General features: G+C 63.4%; 11 protein-coding genes. 2 read left to right on the top strand and 9 right to left on the bottom strand.

Features of this window, described 5'->3' with window-relative positions; translation table 11 throughout:
* Nucleotides 1-13: 13 nt before the first annotated feature.
* The 6 genes from aroB to pilM form a co-directional block, all read right to left on the bottom strand.
* Complete coding sequence (gene aroB / locus J3A71_RS01595) at nt 14-1,111, bottom strand: 3-dehydroquinate synthase (protein WP_024717572.1); 1,098 nt, start codon at nt 1,109-1,111, stop codon at nt 14-16.
* 96 nt (nt 1,112-1,207) lie between these two features.
* Nucleotides 1,208-1,726, bottom strand: a complete 519-nt coding sequence (aroK, locus tag J3A71_RS01590; protein ID WP_024717571.1) for a shikimate kinase AroK — start codon at nt 1,724-1,726, stop codon at nt 1,208-1,210.
* Nucleotides 1,727-1,730: 4 nt separating this feature from the next.
* Complete coding sequence (locus tag J3A71_RS01585; protein ID WP_016489623.1) at nt 1,731-2,993, bottom strand: secretin N-terminal domain-containing protein; 1,263 nt, start codon at nt 2,991-2,993, stop codon at nt 1,731-1,733.
* The gene (locus tag J3A71_RS01580) at nt 2,917-3,933 is read right to left on the bottom strand and encodes a pilus assembly protein PilP (protein ID WP_095116155.1); all 1,017 of its coding nucleotides are present in this window, start codon (nt 3,931-3,933) and stop codon (nt 2,917-2,919) included. The genes J3A71_RS01585 and J3A71_RS01580 overlap by 77 nt, the downstream gene beginning before the upstream one ends.
* Nucleotides 3,930-4,466 (bottom strand): PilN domain-containing protein, encoded by a 537-nt coding sequence (locus tag J3A71_RS01575; RefSeq protein ID WP_096426873.1) that lies wholly within the window; start codon nt 4,464-4,466, stop codon nt 3,930-3,932. The genes J3A71_RS01580 and J3A71_RS01575 overlap by 4 nt, the downstream gene beginning before the upstream one ends.
* Entirely contained in the window at nt 4,463-5,344 is an 882-nt protein-coding gene (gene pilM, locus J3A71_RS01570; protein WP_023048611.1) for a pilus assembly protein PilM, read from the bottom strand. Before pilM ends, J3A71_RS01575 begins: the two co-directional genes overlap by 4 nt.
* A gap of 191 nt (nt 5,345-5,535) precedes the next feature.
* Between pilM and J3A71_RS01565 the strand changes: the two genes are divergently transcribed.
* Nucleotides 5,536-7,989, top strand: coding sequence for a penicillin-binding protein 1A (locus J3A71_RS01565; RefSeq protein WP_016489627.1), 2,454 nt, complete (start codon nt 5,536-5,538; stop codon nt 7,987-7,989).
* Nucleotides 7,990-8,388: 399 nt separating this feature from the next.
* Here J3A71_RS01565 and J3A71_RS01560 read toward each other — a convergent pair whose 3' ends face one another.
* The 3 genes from J3A71_RS01560 to rpmE form a co-directional block, all read right to left on the bottom strand.
* Nucleotides 8,389-9,657 (bottom strand): malic enzyme-like NAD(P)-binding protein, encoded by a 1,269-nt coding sequence (locus J3A71_RS01560; protein WP_024717569.1) that lies wholly within the window; start codon nt 9,655-9,657, stop codon nt 8,389-8,391.
* A gap of 178 nt (nt 9,658-9,835) precedes the next feature.
* A complete protein-coding gene (locus J3A71_RS01555; RefSeq protein ID WP_095116161.1) occupies nt 9,836-10,657 on the bottom strand; it encodes a thermonuclease family protein in 822 nt (273 codons plus the stop codon).
* Nucleotides 10,658-10,659: 2 nt separating this feature from the next.
* Nucleotides 10,660-10,875, bottom strand: a complete 216-nt coding sequence (gene rpmE / locus J3A71_RS01550; protein ID WP_016489630.1) for a 50S ribosomal protein L31 — start codon at nt 10,873-10,875, stop codon at nt 10,660-10,662.
* Between the two features lie 167 nt (nt 10,876-11,042).
* On the opposite strand from rpmE, the gene J3A71_RS01545 reads away from it, so the two are divergent.
* Entirely contained in the window at nt 11,043-13,262 is a 2,220-nt protein-coding gene (locus tag J3A71_RS01545; RefSeq protein WP_070086782.1) for a primosomal protein N', read from the top strand.
* The last annotated feature ends 117 nt before the right edge of the window (nt 13,263-13,379 follow it).

Below are 13,379 nucleotides of genomic sequence, written 5' to 3'. Positions count from 1 at the left end.
CGCTGTCACAACCTCAAAGCTGGGCCACGATCGCGCGGTAATCCGCCGACAGCGTGGCCTGAAGAATCTCTTTCGGATAGTCGTCGGTCACAACGGCCTCGCCCATCTGGCGCAACAGCACCAGACGCAAGCGTCCGTCGATCACTTTCTTGTCGACCGCCATGTGCTCCATGAAATGCGCCGGGGTCATTTCCTGTGGTGGCACCACCGGCAAACCTGCGTCCTGCAACAGGCGGATCCCGCGATCACGCTCGGCCTGGTCGATCCAGCCAAGGCGCATGGACATTTCCAGGGCCATCACCGTGCCCGCCGCCACGGCTTCGCCGTGCAGCCAGACGCCGTAGCCCATATGGGTCTCGATGGCATGCCCGAAGGTATGCCCCAGGTTCAGCGTGGCCCGCACGCCGGACTCACGCTCATCGGCACCCACCACTGCGGCCTTGGCCGCGCACGAGCGGCGGATGGCCTCGGTCAGGGCTGCCGAGTCGAGGGCGCGCAGGGCTTGCATATTATCTTCGAGCCAGGCGAGAAACGGCTTGTCGCAGATCAGACCGTACTTGATCACTTCCGCCAGGCCGGCCGACAGTTCGCGCGCTGGCAGGGTTTTAAGGCTGGTTGTATCGATCAGCACCGCATTGGGCTGATAGAAGGCACCGACCATGTTCTTGCCCAACGGGTGGTTGATACCGGTCTTGCCGCCCACCGAAGAGTCAACCTGGGAAAGCAGGGTGGTCGGCACCTGGATGAAGTCGACACCGCGCTGGTAGCAGGCGGCAGCGAAGCCGGCCATGTCACCGATCACGCCGCCGCCCAGGGCAACCACGGTTGTGCGACGATCATGGCGAGCTGTCAGCAGGCCATCGAAGATCAGTTGCAGGGTTTCCCAGTTCTTGTGGGCTTCGCCATCGGGCAATATCACCGACAGCACCGAGTAGGCGCCGAGGGTGTTGCTCAGGCGTTCGAGATACAGGGGTGCGACGGTCTCGTTGGAAACGATGGCGACTTGCCGGCCGGCAATGTGCGGCGCCAGCAGCTCGGGCTGGCCCAGCAGGCCTTCGCCAATGTAGATCGGGTAGCTGCGCTCGCCCAGGTCGACCTTAAGTGTCTGCATGTATCCCCACAATGTACTTGGGCGCGGCGCCGTTCGGGCAACCACGCGCTAACGTTGAACCTCGCCTCGGCGCTGGTGGCCGAGAATAGACCCGGGCTAACGGGGCGGCAACTGCTGCAAGCGCTCGAGAATATCGATCACCACCATGCGGGGCGGCCGCTCGTCGGTTTCCACCACCACGTCGGCGATCTCGCGGTAGAGCGGGTCGCGGGCTTCCAGCAGGGCGCGCAGGGTGGCCTCGGGGTTGGCGGTGCGCAGGAGCGGGCGATTGCGATCACGCGCGGTACGGCCAACCTGCTGCTCCACCGAAGCATGCAGGTAGATAACCCGACCACCCCGGCGCAATGCCTGGCGGTTGGCTTCGCGCATCACCGCGCCACCGCCGGTCGCCAGAACCACGCCGTCGAGTGCGCACAGTTCGGCGATCATCGCCTGCTCGCGCTCACGGAAACCTGGCTCGCCTTCCTTGTCGAAAATCCACGGGATGTTGGCGCCGCATCGCAGTTCGATTTCCTTGTCGGAATCCTTGAACAGCAGGCGCAGCTCTTTGGCCAATAGGCGTCCAATGGTGCTTTTACCAGCGCCCATGGGTCCCACAAGTATCAAATTTCGCACAGAATCAACGACTCACAGCAATCGCCTGGTCACTCATGATACGCGGAGTCAGGAAGACCAGCAGCTCGGATTTTTTCTCTTGTAATACATCGCGTCGAAACAGCCGCCCAACATACGGCAGATCGCCAAAAAATGGCACCTTGTCGACCACATTGTTTTGCGAAGTCGAGTACACGCCACCGATCACGATCGTTTCGCCGTCAGCCACACGAACCTTGGCATTGACCTCGTTCTTGCGGATCGGCGGTACGTTGTTCACGGCATTGACGTAATCAGGCTCGTCCTTGGTCACCCTGACAGCCATGATTACCTTGTTGTCAGGTGTAATCTGCGGGGTCACCTCCAGCGAAAGCGAGGCTTCGCGGAAGGCGACCGAGGTGGCGCCACTCTGGCTGGTTTCCTGGTAGGGCACCTCGGTGCCCTTGAGGATCCTGGCCGTTTCCTTGTCGGCCGTGACCACCTTGGGCTGCGAGATGATCTCGCCGTTGCCGCTTTTTTCCATGGCGCTGAGTTCCAGGTCGAGCAACACGTCACCGCGCAGCAGGCCCAGGCCGACGCTGCTGCCCGCCCGCTCCACGCCGAGGTCGACGAACAGTTCCTTGCCCGGGCGCAGGCTTTCCCCGTACAGCGGCCCGCCCCAGCGCACCCCCAGGCTTTTCTCGTAGTCGACGTTGGCCTCGACGATACGCGCCTCGATCGCCACCTGGCGCACCGGCACGTCCAGCTGCGTAACCAGTTGCCGCAATTCGGCCAGGCGATCGGCCGGCTGATGCGCCACCAGGGTATTGGTGCGCTCATCGACACCCAGGCTGCCACGAACGGTGAAGGTGCTGTCATCCGCCAGGCTGGTCAGCAACAACTCAACCAGCTCCGCCGCCTTGGCATGATGGATCGGTATCAGTTCACGGCGTAACGGCTGCATCTGCGCATCCGGCACCGGATGGGCATCGAACGGCTGCGGGGCAAACGCTGCCGCAGGGGCCACCAGCAACACATTGCCTTCGTGCCGCTGTGCCAGGCCCTTGCTGCGCAGCACCAGGTCAAGCGCCTGATCCCAGGGCACGTCCTGCAAACGCAAGGTCACGTTGCCCTGCACGTCATCGCTGGCAACCAGATTGATGCCCGCGTAATCGGCCAGCACCTGCAGCACCGAGCGAACCTCTACATCCTGGAAATTCAAAGACAGTGGCTCACCCTGATACGGCGTCGCCCACACCAGCGGGATCGGCAGCAGGGCCGCCAACACCCATTTCATCACGTTCTTCATTCTGGTTCGGGGCCTCCTTGCCCGGGCGCTTTGCCAGGGTGATGAACGCCGTACGCTCATGCCACACCCCCGCCATGAATAACCGTTCTCGCACTTCGACCTGACCTTGATCGACCCGCGCCACCACTCCGTGGTTACGCCCCAAGCGCTCACCCGCCCGCACGCGGTAGAGCCTGCCAGCCGCCATCAGCAGCGCCTCATGGGCCGCCCCTCGCGACAGGCTGCCGACCATTTCCAGCTGTGCCAGTGGCACGCTGCCCAGACCGGAACCGGCCACTCGTATCGCCCCAGGGGCGAAGGGATCGACCCCAGGCACTGGCGTGGCGGCCTTGGCCGGCATAAGCGCAAGCACCTCAGGTGTCGGTACGGGCGCTGAGGCCTGAAACGCATCTACCTGCAGTTGCAGACGCAAAAGCCCGGGCTGCCCCGCGACGGCGGCCAGTTTCATGTCACCGCTGCGCAGCAGGCGTGCCTGGCCCAGCCAGTCACCCAGCCACTGGCGCAAATCCATGTACCGGCCCACCACCTGCACCTGCAACGGCACTTTCCAATAGCCTGCCTGTTGCTCGACTTCCTGCACGTCGAACCGCTCAACCAGCAAGCCATGTGCATGCCCCGAAGCCGCCAGGCGGTCAACCAGCTCACTCATGCCTTCCCCGGCGGCCAGGTGCCAGTGAGCCTCCAGCAACCGCCGTTCGGCAAAAGCCAGAGACGCCCGCAATCGCTGCAGCTCCTCCAGCTTTGCCGCACTGGCTGCTTGCTGCTCGTTCAATGTGGCCTGCCGGGCCGCTTCCTGTGCCTGCTGCTGCAACCCTGCCGGCAGGCGAAGCGCGCAACCCAGGCCGAACACCATCCCGGCCACCAGCACTGGGGCGATGAGCCTGATGCTTCTGGAACGTTCGGCAACCGCCCACCAGGCAAAGACCTGCGCTGCTTTCACGACCAGAACGCCGCAACACGCGTAGCCAGCAGAAACTCATCGCCAGCCGGCATGCTCCTGACACGCTTGAGCGTCAGATCGAGCAGCACACCCGATCGCTCCAGATCGCGCATGAACTGCGCAACCAAGGCGCCAGAGGCAGCCAGCCCAGTCACCTGCAGATGGCCGTTTTCAAAGCTGAGGTCGAGTAGCTGGACCCCGACCGGCAGCGCCCCTTCGATCTCAGCGAACACATTACCCAGCACCCCCTGCTGGGCGCGCAAGCTTTCGAGTGCAGCTGCACGGGCATTGAGTGCATCATGCTGCGCACGCACATCTGCCAGCGGCTGCAGTTGCTCGGCCAGCACCTCAAGGGCGGCCTGGTGCTGGGCATTGACCAGCGCCTGCTGCTGACCGCGCTGTCGGGCCAACTGGTCGACCAGGGTCACGGCACACAGCGCTAGCAGTGCGCCGGCAACCAGCTGGGTGCGAAAGCGGCTGAGCGCCGCCTCGCGCTGCCGTTCCCGCCAAGGCAGCAGGTTAAGCCGTATCATGGGTGCAACCCTCCAAGTGCCAGGGCGCACGCCAGGACCATCGTGCCGTCAACGTGCTCCAACCCTTTCAGGCCAGGCAAGTGCCTGCACGGCGTATTCAGCTGGCGGCCAAGGTTTTGCAACACGCCAGGCTCCACCGATGAGCCACTGGTAATCCACAGGCCCGCCGGCAACTGCGCATCGGCAAGCAGCGCGTGCAGGTGCTCCGGCAACTGCGCCATGCCCTTCAGCCCCTGCATGTTTAGTTCACGACGCTGGTAAGGCCGGCCAGGCTGCCAGTCATAAAGCACTGCGCTGTGCGCTTCGACCCGCAGCAGCGCCGAACCTTCAAGGCAGCCCACGGGCAACATGCGGCACAAGGCAATGTTGTCGACCTCGATGGCCTCCAGTTGCAACCCGGCCGCCTCGACGATGGCATCCAGTGACGCCAAGGCACTTTGCCGACACGCGGCCACCATCAGTTCGGCGCACCCCGGTTGCGTTCCGGATGCCCCCAAGACCTGAAAGTCCAAGGCCAGGTCCTCCAATGGAAATGGAAACAGCCGCTCGGCATCGGCCAGCAATTGCGTCTCCAGTTCAGCCCCGACCTGCTCCATCGGCACATGGCACCGCTTGCAGATCACCTGGCTGGCCGGTAACGCCAACGCTATCCGGTGCTGCCTGAGGCCGCTACGCAGGTAGGCACGGCGCAAGGCAGCCACCACGGCATCGGGCTCTGCGACCCAATCCTTGCCAGCTGCGGATTCAAATGGTTCTTGTGCCGATGCAAGTACCCTGTAGCGCCGACTGCGCCGCTGCAGTTGCACAACACGAACAGCGTCAGGGGCGATTTCCACCCCCACGATTGAACTGGCATCCTTGCCGAAGCGTCCTAGCATCGCGGCTTCCTTGCTGCGTGGTGCAGCGGTCTGTCGCAACCCCGCGTCAACACCAGGCCCGGCCTGCCCATCGAGGCGACGGACAGCCTGGCCGGTAACCCGGAGGGGCGAAAAAATGCTTATAATGCCCAGCGTTTTCTGGTCCGCCGGACCTGCGTGCAACTCACTCCCAACCTGGACACCGAAAAGCCTTGATACGCCTGCTGAAGTTCTTCTGGTGGTCTTCCGTCGCCGTCATTTGCGCGCTCGTACTCGGTGTGAGCGGTGCGTTTCTGTATCTTAGCCCCAGCCTGCCCTCGGTCGAGTCCCTCAGAAGCATCCAGTTGCAGATCCCCCTCAGGGTGTACAGCAGCGACGGCAAGCTGATTGCCGAGTTCGGCGAAATGCGTCGTTCGCCGATCCGCTTCGCAGAAATTCCGCCACAGTTCATTCAGGCGCTTCTGTCAGCCGAGGACGACAATTTCCTCAATCACTATGGTGTCGACCCCAGCAGCCTGATGCGCGCGGCGACCCAGCTGGTGAAAACCGGGCATATCCAGACCGGCGGCAGCACCATCACCATGCAGGTGGCGAAAAACTTCTTCCTCACCAGCGAACGCAGCTTCTCGCGCAAGACCAACGAAATCCTGTTGGCACTGCAGATCGAACGTGAGCTGACCAAGGACGAAATCCTTGAGCTTTACGTGAACAAGATCTACCTGGGCAACCGCGCCTACGGCATCGACGCCGCCGCGCAGGTGTACTACGGCAAATCGATCCGCGACGTGAGCCTGGCGCAGATGGCGATGATCGCCGGCCTGCCCAAGGCACCGTCACGCTTCAACCCGCTGGCCAACCCGGTGCGCGCCAAGGAGCGCCGCGACTGGATCCTCGGCCGCATGTACAAGCTGGGCAAGATCGACCAGGCCAGCTACCAGGCGGCCCTGGCTGAGCCGCTCAATGCCAGCTACCACGTGCCGACGCCTGAGGTGAATGCGCCTTACATCGCCGAAATGGCCCGCGCCGAAATGGTCGGGCGCTACGGCAGCGAGGCCTACACCGAAGGTTTCCGCGTTACCACCACGGTGCCCAGCGACATGCAGGAAATGGCCAACAAGGCCATCCTCAAAGGCCTGTCCGACTACGATGAGCGCCACGGCTACCGCGGCCCCGAAGCACGCTTTCCGGGGCGTACCCAGGCAGCCTGGCTACAGGAACTGGGCAAGCAGCGCACCTTGGGTGGCCTGGAACCGGCCATCGTTACCCATGTCGATAAAACCGGCCTCCAGGTACTGACCCGGGACGGCCAGCAAGCCGAAGTGGCCTGGGACACCATGAAGTGGGCGCGCCCGTTCATCAACAGCAACGCCCAGGGCCGCGCACCACAATCGCCGGCCGACGTGGCACAGGTCGGTGACCTGGTACGCCTGCAGCGCCTGGAAGACGGCAAGCTCAAGTTCAGCCAGGTGCCTGGCGCGCAAAGTGCGCTGGTCACCCTCGACCCTTACAACGGTGCCATTCGTGCGCTGGTTGGCGGCTTCTCGTTCGAGCAGAGCAACTACAACCGCGCCATGCAGGCCAAGCGTCAGCCGGGTTCGAGCTTCAAGCCGTTCATCTACAGCGCCGCACTGGACAGCGGCTACACCGCATCCACTCTGGTCAACGATGCGCCGATCGTGTTCGTCGACGAATCCGTGGACAAAGTATGGCGACCGAAGAACGACACCAACACCTTCCTCGGCCCGATCCGCATGCGCGAAGCCCTGTACAAGTCGCGCAACCTGGTGTCGATTCGCCTGCTGCAGGCCATGGGTGTAGACCGCACCATCGACTACATCGCCAAGTTCGGTTTCAACAAGCAGGACCTGCCGCGCAACCTGTCGCTGGCCTTGGGCACCGCCACCCTGACCCCTATGGAAATCGCCACAGGCTGGAGCACCTTCGCCAACGGCGGCTACAAGATCAGCCCATACCTGATCGAGCGCATCGAAAGCCGCAGCGGCGAAACACTGTTCACCGCCAACCCGGCCCGCGTCCCCCAAGGGGCCCAGGATCAGGCTGGCCTGGCGGCTCCCGAGCAGCCGATCAGCACCGCGGCCATGCCAGGTGAGGCACCTTCTGCCTTCAACCAGGTGGCCGCTGCACCGCAAGCGCCGGCTGTGGCCGAACAGATCATCGACGGGCGCACCACCTATATCCTCACCAGCATGCTGCAAGACGTGATCAAACGCGGTACCGGGCGCCGGGCGCTGGCCCTGGGCCGCACCGATCTGGCAGGCAAGACGGGCACTACCAACGAGTCCAAAGATGCCTGGTTCTCCGGCTACAACGCCGATTATGTGACCACGGTATGGGTCGGTTTCGATCAGCCGGAAACCCTCGGCCGCCGCGAGTACGGTGGCACGGCGGCGCTGCCGATCTGGATGAGCTTCATGGGCGCGGCACTCAAGGACAAGCCGGCGCATGCGCCAGCAGAACCTGAAGGCATCCTCAGCTTGCGCGTCGACCCGGTCAGCGGCCGTGCTGCCTCCCCGAGCACGCCGAATGCCTTCTTCGAGCTGTTCAAGGCCGAAGATTCGCCACCCTCGGTGGACGAACTGGGCAATGGCGCAGCACCGGGCAGCCCGCTGCCGGCCGATGAAGCGGCGCCGATGGATCTGTTTTAAGGCAGGGCGCCTGACTCAGGTTTTGCGTGGGCGCGTGAATCGAGCGCCGCCCGCGCGGCGCATCGCGACGCAAGGCCGCTCCCACATCTGTTGCAACGTGCCGAACCTGCCAAGCCATGGTTGCCCGCCTGGGTGCATGCCTTGAGACAGGCAGGGCGGCATCAATGCCCACCTCCAAATCCAGTCATGCCAGCAAGGCTGACAACCATGGCCTCACAGACATGGCCACGTTGCAACAAATGTGGGAGCGGCCTTGCGTCGCGCGGGCGGCGCTCGGTCTCATAGGCGCCACAAGTACCCTGACGAACACCTGGCAGCCCTGACGCATTCCAACGCCCCAACAAAAAGCCCCGGCTCATGTGAGCCGGGGCTTTTTGTGTCGCGACAGGGGTGGGGTAATCAGCCCTTGAACACGTCATCCACGCTGGTGAGCGGGTAGTGCTTCGGATACGGCAGGGTAGCCACACCGGATTCGATAGCGGCCTTGGCCACAGCGTCGGAAACGACAGTGATCAGGCGTGCGTCCAGCGGCTTCGGAATGATGTACTCACGACCGAACTCCAGGCCTTCGACACCGTAGGCTTCGCACACTTCCTTCGGCACTGGCAGCTTGGCCAGGTCTTTCAGGGCGATGGCCGCGGCGATCTTCATTTCTTCGTTGATACGCTTGGCACGAACGTCCAGAGCACCACGGAAGATGAACGGGAAGCCCAGTACGTTGTTGACCTGGTTCGGGTAGTCGGAACGACCGGTAGCCATGATCACGTCGCTGCGAGTGGCGTGCGCCAGCTCTGGCGAAATTTCCGGGTCCGGGTTCGAGCAGGCGAACACGATCGGGTTGGCAGCCATCGACTTCAGGCCTTCCGGGCTGAGCAGGTTCGGGCCGGACAGGCCTACGAACACGTCCGCACCGTCGAGTGCGTCAGCCAGGGTGCGCTTGTCGGTAGCGTGAGCGAACTGTGCCTTGTACTGGTTCAGGTCGTCACGGCCAGCGTGGATGACACCGCTGCGGTCGATCATGAAGATGTTTTCGACCTTGCCACCCATGCTCACCAGCAGCTTCATGCAGGAGATGGCGGCAGCACCGGCACCCAGGCAGACGATCTTGGCGTCTTCGAGCTTTTTGCCGGCGATTTCCAGGGCGTTGATCATGCCGGCCGCGGTAACGATGGCGGTACCGTGCTGGTCATCGTGGAACACCGGGATGTCGCACTGTTCAATCAGGGTGCGCTCGATTTCGAAGCACTCTGGCGCCTTGATGTCTTCAAGGTTGATGCCACCGAAGGTGATCGAGATGCGGCGGACAGTGTCGATGAACGCTTGTGGGCTTTCCGATTCGACTTCGATGTCGAACACGTCAATACCCGCGAAACGCTTGAACAGAACACCCTTGCCTTCCATGACCGGCTTGGAAGCCAGTGGGCCGAGGTCACCCAGACCGAGGATGGCGGTGCCATCGGAAATCACCGCAACCAGGTTACCTTTACCGGTGTATTTGTAAGCCAGCTCTGGATCACGGCCAATTTCACGCACGGGCTCAGCAACACCTGGGCTGTAGGCCAGGGCGAGATCACGGGCGGTGGCAGTGGGCTTGGAGAGTTCGACGCTCAGTTTCCCCGGACGAGGGTGAGCGTGATATTCGAGAGCGGCGGTTTTCAGGTCTGACATGGTGGGCATTCCGCTATTTACTGTTCTGACGGACCGCCGAGGATACGCAAAGAGCCGGGGAGTCACAAGACTGGTCGGTCACTTGTGTCAAGGCCTTTAGCCTACGACTTTACGCTATAACCCACGGGGGCATACGGCTCACAGTGTGTACAATCCAATAGCGAAATGTCTACATCTTTTAGCCTGAAAAACGCTCCAACATGCTCGGATCGGTCAATGGCAATACCCAGCGTCGCTGCCCAGGCTTGAGGCCGCCCTTGCGGGAACGATCCAGCACCCAGCCACGCGCTTCGACCTGGCGTCCCTTGAGATTATCGAAGAAGCTGGCGGGGAAGTTGCGTTGCAGACGAGTGGGAACCTGTAGCACAACAGCCTCGTCCAGGGTCAACCAGACCCCGCCACGGTTGCGCTCGACACCCTTGATGCGGCCACTGACCACCGCGAAACCCGACTGCCTGACATCGGCTGCAGCCACCACAGGCGAGCGCCGCCACACACCATTGCCGGCCTTGCGCGCTGCTTGCTCGGCAACCTGCTGGCAGCCGCTGAGGCTTACATTGGGGGCAACTGCCACCCGGTAGCCCAAACCCTCGCTGAGCAACCGTGCTTCAATATTGTCCCCACTGATGCCGTAGATATGCGCCAGTGTGCGGCCATACTTGTCTTTTTCCTCAACGCCCGGTACCAGCCCGATGCGCCCGTCACTGGCGTTGACCAATGCTTGGAGGCGCCGCCTGGCAGCCTCGGCATAGGGCTCGCTGGTGCGCCCTTTGCGGCCAATTTCCGGAGCATTGATGCCGATCAGCCGCACGCTGCGGCCATCAACCAGGCGCAAGGTATCGCCATCCACTACCTGGCGCACAACCACTTGCTGCGCCTGCTGCGGCAGCGGGCAGAACGCCAGCGCCGGGAAATGCCAGATGACGCCCATAAAAAAAGCGCCCACAAGGGACGCTTTTTTGTGCAGCAATGCGAAACCCGAGGGGTTCGCCATGCGCATGATTACTTCTTGGCACCGAACATGCCGAAGCGATCGGCGAACTTCTGTACGCGACCACCGGTGTCCAGGACTTTCTGCTTACCGGTGTAGAACGGGTGGCACAGGTTGCAAACGTCGATCGACAGGGTGTTGCCCAGGGTCGAACGGCTTTCGAACTTGTTGCCGCAGCTGCAGGTGACTGCAACTACTTCATAGTTCGGGTGGATACCTTCTTTCATGGTCGCTTCCTCGAGCTGCGTGCCGCCATCCAACACCAATTGTTGAATACCGCACGTAATTAGGCGGCAAATAATACCAGAGCGCTGCGTCAGTGCAAGGTGTCGCTTGCACCGGCCGTCGTCTGCTAGGCTCGCCAGTCTTTGATACGCCCTCCGAGACCTTCCGCGTGCCCGACGTCATCCTGCGCCTTGCCCTGCCCTCCCCGCTGCGTCGCCTGTTCGACTACAAGGCACCCGCGAGCATGGCGCGCCAGGCCTTGACCCCGGGCATGCGCATTCGTGTGCCATTCGGCCGCCGCGAAATGATCGGCGTGCTGGTGGAGGTATGCGCGCAAAGCGAGGTGCCCGCCGACAAGCTCAAGCCGGCCAGCGCCCTGCTCGATCCGGTATCACCGATCCCGCCATCGCTGTTCAAGCTGTGCCTGTGGACCGCCCAGTACTACCAGCACAGCCTGGGCGACACCCTGAGCTGGGCCCTGCCGACATTATTGCGCCAGGGCGAGCCCGCCGAGATGCGCCAGGAGCGCTTCTGGCACGTCGCCCCCGGCGCCCGCCTGGAAGACCCGCGCATCGCCCGCGCGCCGCGCCAGCGCGACGCGCTCAAGACCCTGGCCCAGCACCCACACGGCGTGGCCCACAGCCTGCTGGCCAAGCTCAACCTGAACAAGGACAGCCTCGACCTGCTGTTGGCCAAGGAACTGGTACAAATTGAAGTACGCCGGCACCTGCCGGGGCTACGCCACGAACACTGGCTGGCGCAGCCGGAATTGCCGCTCAACGAGGAGCAACGCGACGCCTTTGATGCTGTGCGCGAAGGCTTTGGGGGCTTTGGCGCGTTCCTGCTGGCGGGCGTTACTGGTAGCGGCAAGACCGAGGTCTACCTGCAGCTGATTCGTGAAACCCTGGAAGCCGGCAAACAGGCGCTGGTGCTGATTCCGGAGATCAACCTCGGCCCACAGACCCTGGCGCGCTTCGAGCAACGCTTCAACGCCCGCATCGCCCTGCTGCATTCGGCAGTGAACGACCGCGAGCGCCTGGACGCCTGGCTGGCTGCCCGGGACGGCGAAGCCGACATCATCATCGGCACCCGCTCGGCATTGTTCACACCGATGAAAAACCCCGGCCTGATCATCATCGACGAGGAGCACGACGGCTCCTATAAACAGCAGGAAGGGCTGCGCTACCACGCCCGCGACCTGGCACTGGTGCGCGCCCACCAGGAAAACATCCCGATCCTGCTCGGCTCTGCCACGCCGTCGCTGGAAACCCTGCACAACGCCCTTACCGGCCGTTACCGCCTGCTGCGCATGAACCAGCGCGCTGGCGGAGCCCGCCCGCCGCGCATGTTGCGCCTGGATGTAAAGAGCCTGCCACTGGACAGCGGCATCAGCGGCCCGTTGCAACAAGCCATCCGCCAGACCCTGGAAGCAGGCCAGCAAGTGCTGGTGTTCCTCAACCGCCGCGGCTTCGCCCCTACCTTGCTGTGCCACGATTGTGGCTGGCTGTCCGAGTGCCCGCGCTGTGATGCACGCATGACCGTGCACCAGCGTTCTGGCGTGCTGCGCTGCCACCACTGCGGCTATGACGAACGCCTGCCGCACCAGTGCCCGCAGTGCAACCACGTGGACCTGCGCCCGGTCGGCGCAGGCACCGAGCGGGCCGAAGAGCGCCTGAAAGTGCTGTTTCCGGACTACCCGATCCTGCGGGTGGACCGCGACAGCACAGCGCGCAAAGACGCCATGCACAACCTGTTCACGACTATTCAGCGGGGCCAGCCGAGCATCCTTGTCGGTACGCAGATGCTTGCCAAGGGTCACCATTTCCCCCGGGTGACCCTGGTGGCCATCCTCGATGCCGATGGCGGGCTGTTCTCGGGTGATTTTCGCGCCAGTGAGCGCATGGCGCAGCTGATCGTGCAGGTGGCCGGCAGGGCCGGGCGGGCCGAAGAGCCAGGCAAGGTCATCATCCAGACCCACCTGGCCGACCACCCGCTGTTGGTGCAGCTTACCGAGCAGGGCTACTTCGCCTTTGCCGAACAGGCCCTGGACGAACGCCGCGCCGCCGGGCTGCCGCCCTACTCCCACCTGGCCCTGCTACGCGCCGAAGCGCACAAGCCGGGGCAGGCCGAAGGCTTTCTCGACGAAGCCTGCGCCGCCGCCGAGCGCCTGGTCGCCGAGCAACACCTGCCGGGCATCGAACTGCTGGGCCCGGTGCCGGCGCCCATGGAGCGCCGCGCCGGGCGCTTCCGCGCGCAACTGTTGATACAGGCCAATACCCGGGCGCCTTTGCATCGACTCATCAGCGCCTGGTTGCTAGTGTTGGAGCAGATGCCCAGCGGGCGCCAGGTACGTTGGTCGCTGGACGTCGACCCGGTCGACCTGTATTGACGTCTGGCGCTGCTTTGCAGCCCCAAAGGTTGGCAACCCGCTCCCGGCAACGGATAATGCCCAGTTTTTCCACCTGCGCATCCAGGCGCTCACCGCGCTTGCGGTCGAAAAGAGATC

The organism is Pseudomonas sp. PvP089 (genome assembly GCF_017875165.1).
Lineage (GTDB): Bacteria > Pseudomonadota > Gammaproteobacteria > Pseudomonadales > Pseudomonadaceae > Aquipseudomonas > Aquipseudomonas fortuita.
This window is presented reverse-complemented; position numbering and strand designations above follow the sequence as displayed.

Coding starts and splice junctions, on each gene's coding strand:
- J3A71_RS01585 (WP_016489623.1), bottom strand. CDS start 2,993: ATGAAGAACGTGATGAAATGGGTGTTGGCGGCCCTGCTGCCGATCCCG.
- pilM (WP_023048611.1), bottom strand. CDS start 5,344: ATGCTAGGACGCTTCGGCAAGGATGCCAGTTCAATCGTGGGGGTGGAA.
- J3A71_RS01560 (WP_024717569.1), bottom strand. CDS start 9,657: ATGTCAGACCTGAAAACCGCCGCTCTCGAATATCACGCTCACCCTCGT.
- J3A71_RS01555 (WP_095116161.1), bottom strand. CDS start 10,657: ATGCGCATGGCGAACCCCTCGGGTTTCGCATTGCTGCACAAAAAAGCG.
- J3A71_RS01575 (WP_096426873.1), bottom strand. CDS start 4,466: ATGATACGGCTTAACCTGCTGCCTTGGCGGGAACGGCAGCGCGAGGCG.
- aroB (WP_024717572.1), bottom strand. CDS start 1,111: ATGCAGACACTTAAGGTCGACCTGGGCGAGCGCAGCTACCCGATCTAC.
- rpmE (WP_016489630.1), bottom strand. CDS start 10,875: ATGAAAGAAGGTATCCACCCGAACTATGAAGTAGTTGCAGTCACCTGC.